The organism is Acidovorax sp. KNOB132, assembly GCF_057541515.1.
Map to the genome: position 1 here is coordinate 1 of NZ_BAAJYT010000333.1, position 3,361 is coordinate 3,361.

Sequence of the window (3,361 nt, forward strand, 5' to 3'; positions counted from 1 at the left end):
CGTCGGGCCCCCATGGCCGCGCCCAGGCGCGCGGCGCCGGCGTCGGTGGGGGCGCCGATGAGGGTGGCGCGGGTGTGCGGGGCGGGGGTTGCGGTGTCGGTCATGGATTCATCTCCTGGAAACGCACGGCGTGCGGGCGCCGTGGCGCCAAAGTTTTGCCCCGCATGCGGTTTGGCGGCATGCGGAAAACGGGATGGGGCGCGTGCAGTGTGCACGCGGACGGTGACGATGGGTGGCGTGTCCTGGCGCGGCCCACCCGTGCTTAAAGCGCTTCCGCCAGGTGGGCGGCGGCCTGCACCAGCGGGGGCGCGCCTGCGGGCGTGCCCAGGGCGATCCACGGCTGGATCTGCGCGTACAGGTCCTTGGGGTCGGCCTGGTCGGGAATCAGCTCCAGCGGCTGCAGCAGGCCTGCGCTGCGGCCCAGGGCACGCATGAAGCGCAGGGCGGAATAGTCCTCCAGCGCAAAGCCCACCGAGTCGAACACGGTGACCTGAGCGGGCGAGGTGCGGGCCGGCGCCTCGCCGCGCACCACGCGCCAGAACTCGGTCACGGGGAAGTCGGCAGGCATCTGCTGCAGGTCGCCTTCGATGCGGGTCTGGGGCTCGTATTCCACGAACACGCTGGCCGCCCGCAGCACCTCGGCCGCCAGTTCGGTCTTGCCGGGGCAGTCGCCGCCCACGGCGTTGATGTGCATGCCAGGCTCGACCAGGTCGCCGTGCAGGATCGTGGCGTAGGCCTTGTCGGCGGTGACGGTGGTGACGATGTCCGCGCCGCGCACGGCCTCGGCGGTGCTGGCGCAGCGGACGATCTCCAGCTCCCCCCGCGCCACCAGCGGCGCGAGGTTGGCCGCCAGCTTGGCCGTGGCGGCCGGGTCGATGTCGTACAGGCGCAGCTCGCCGATGCCCAGCAGGCCCACGAAGGCAAGCGCCTGGAACTCGCTCTGCGCGCCGTTGCCGATCAGCGCCATGCTGCGGCTGTCCGGGCGGGCCAGGTAGCGCGCGGCCATGGCCGACGTGGCCGCGGTGCGCAGCGCCGTGGTCAGGGTGAGCTCGCTCAGGAAGGAGGGGTGGCCGGTGGCCACGTCGGCCAGTGCGCCGAAGGCCATCACCGTGGGCAGGCCGTGGCGGGTGTTGACCGGGTGGCCGTTCACGTACTTGAAGGCGTAGTCGCGGGCGTCGGCGACGGGCATGAGTTCGATGACGCCATTGGGCGAATGGCTCGCGGTGCGCGCGGACTTGTCGAAGTCCTGCCACCGGGCGTAGTCCTCTTCAATGGCCTGCGCCATGCCGCGCAGGCATTCCACCACGCCGGTGCGGCCGACCAATTGCGCGGCGCGCGTGGCGCTCAGGAACTCGGTGGACATGGTGCCGGGGATGGGGCGTTGGTCGGGGGTCATGGGATCGGCTCCTCGTCGGTGGGCGCGCCACGCGACGGGTGTCGGGGCGGCATGGGGTTCCCAAGCGTCCCACAAGGGCGCGCCAATTCAAATCGGCAAAAATGCACGCATAAGCGCAAAAAACTGGCTTTTTGCTCAAAGGAATTGCCGAAATGGACAATATCGACCAGCAACTGATCGCACAGCTGCGACACAACGCCCGCGCCAGCGTCGCCACGCTGGCCACGCGGCTGGGCGTGTCGCGCGGCACCGTCACCAACCGCATCCGCCGGCTGGAGGACACGGGCGTGATCGTCGGCTACACGGTGCGGCTGCGGCCCGAGCGCGAGACGGGCGGCGGACTGCAGGCCTGGACCAGCATCTCCATCGAGGGCAACGACGCGCGCCGGGTCACGGCCTCGCTGCTGGGCGAGCCCAGCGTGCTGGCGCTGCACAGCACCAATGGCCGCTGGGACCTGCTGGCCGAACTGCAGGTGGGCAGCTTGGCGGAGCTGGCGCACGCGCTGGAGCGCATCCGCCTCATCAAGGGCATCAGCAACACCGAGACCAGCATCCACCTGGAGACCGTGCGTGCGCCCATCGCGTCCGGCGGGCGCGGCACGGCCGGGCCGTAGCGGGCCCGTAGGACATGCCTGACGGTGCGCCCCTCGGGGCGCCGCCCATAATCGGCAGGCATTGCCACCGCGGCCTTCCACGGCGCACGGCGGCCGCCACCCACCCAGGAGAGTCCATGTCCCAGTCCACCCCCAAGCGCTTTTCGATGATCCGCGAGTTCCACCTCGCCGACTGGTTCACGCTGGGCAACGCCGTGTGCGGCGTGGGGGCGCTGTTCTCGTCCATGACGTTCCTGGAGACCGGCGAGGTGCGCCACGTGTACTTCGCCTGCGCGCTGGTGCTGGCGGCGCTGATCTTCGACGTGCTGGACGGCCGCATCGCGCGCTGGCGGCAAAAGTCCTCGGCCATGGGGCGCGAGCTCGATTCGCTGGCCGATGTGATCTCGTTCGGCGTGGCCCCGGCCATCATCGCCTACGCCTGCGGCATGCAGGGCCTGTACGACCGCATCGTGCTGGCGTACTTCGTGGCCTGCGGCGTCTCGCGCCTGGCGCGCTACAACGTCACCGCCGAAACGCTGTCGGAAGGCTCGGGCAAGGTCAAATACTTCGAGGGCACGCCGATCCCCACCTCCATCGTGCTCGTGGCCCTGATGGCGCTGGCCGCCTCCCTGGGCGCGGTGCGCGAGCACCTGTGGTTCGGCAGCGTGGTGCTGGGCGGGTTCACGCTGCACCCGCTGGTGCTGCTGTTCGCGCTGTCGGGCTCGCTCATGATCAGCCGCATCCGCATTCCCAAGTTCTGAAGGCTTCGGGGGACGGAATATTGCTATGAAAATAATAGCTGCATGCCGTTGATTTGATTGCGCTGAGGCCCGATTCGATCCGGGGTGCCGGCGCCTGCAGCACGCGGCCTGCAAGCATGGGCTTGTCCGGCCGGGCCTCGGCGCCAAGGTGCCTGCCCCATGCGGCGCGTGGCGCGCGGATACGTCCCGCGACAGGCACCGGCGGGCCCCCACGGTACACTTCGCGCCTTCGGGCCGGGCGTACCGCTCCCCCTTATTTCCGCACCACGCACCCCCCTTCCATGGCCGTTGACACGGCGGGCCAGGCCCGCACCAGCTTTGATCTCAAGAGCGCCCAGCTGCCCGTGGTGGCGGTCGTGCTCAAGACCACCGACGTCGGCGTGCTCGCCGCCGACCTGGCCGCACGGCTGGAGAGCGACCCGGACTTCTTCGACAACGACCCCGTGCTGATCGACCTGGCCGGCGTGCGCGAGGCCGGCGACGCCATCGATTTCGACGCCCTGTGCGCCGCGCTGCGCGGACACCATACCCAGCCCGTGGCCGTGCGCGGCGGCAGCCCCGCGCAGATGGAAGCCGCGCACGCCGCCGGACTGATCGCCGCGCCCGAGGCG

3 protein-coding genes and 1 pseudogene are annotated in these 3,361 nt (G+C 70.5%); 3 read left to right on the top strand and 1 reads right to left on the bottom strand.

What is annotated here, in order from left to right:
• Positions 1–262: 262 nt before the first annotated feature.
• Entirely contained in the window at positions 263–1,396 is a 1,134-nt protein-coding gene (gene ocd / locus AC27IO_RS22010; RefSeq protein ID WP_284425217.1) for an ornithine cyclodeaminase, read from the bottom strand.
• 152 nt (positions 1,397–1,548) lie between these two features.
• Between ocd and AC27IO_RS22015 the strand changes: the two genes are divergently transcribed.
• From AC27IO_RS22015 to AC27IO_RS22025, 3 genes and pseudogenes are all read left to right on the top strand, one after another.
• Positions 1,549–2,010 (top strand): Lrp/AsnC family transcriptional regulator, encoded by a 462-nt coding sequence (locus AC27IO_RS22015; protein ID WP_284397018.1) that lies wholly within the window; start codon positions 1,549–1,551, stop codon positions 2,008–2,010.
• Between the two features lie 116 nt (positions 2,011–2,126).
• The gene (gene pssA, locus AC27IO_RS22020) at positions 2,127–2,750 is read left to right on the top strand and encodes a CDP-diacylglycerol--serine O-phosphatidyltransferase (RefSeq protein ID WP_272566151.1); all 624 of its coding nucleotides are present in this window, start codon (positions 2,127–2,129) and stop codon (positions 2,748–2,750) included.
• Positions 2,751–3,031: 281 nt separating this feature from the next.
• A pseudogene (locus AC27IO_RS22025) lies at positions 3,032–3,361 on the top strand (septum site-determining protein MinC); the annotation flags it as partial.

Excerpts from the sequence above, each read along its gene's own strand:
- ocd (WP_284425217.1), bottom strand. The coding sequence starts at position 1,396 with ATGACCCCCGACCAACGCCCCATCCCCGGCACCATGTCCACCGAGTTC.
- AC27IO_RS22015 (WP_284397018.1), top strand. The coding sequence starts at position 1,549 with ATGGACAATATCGACCAGCAACTGATCGCACAGCTGCGACACAACGCC.
- pssA (WP_272566151.1), top strand. The coding sequence starts at position 2,127 with ATGTCCCAGTCCACCCCCAAGCGCTTTTCGATGATCCGCGAGTTCCAC.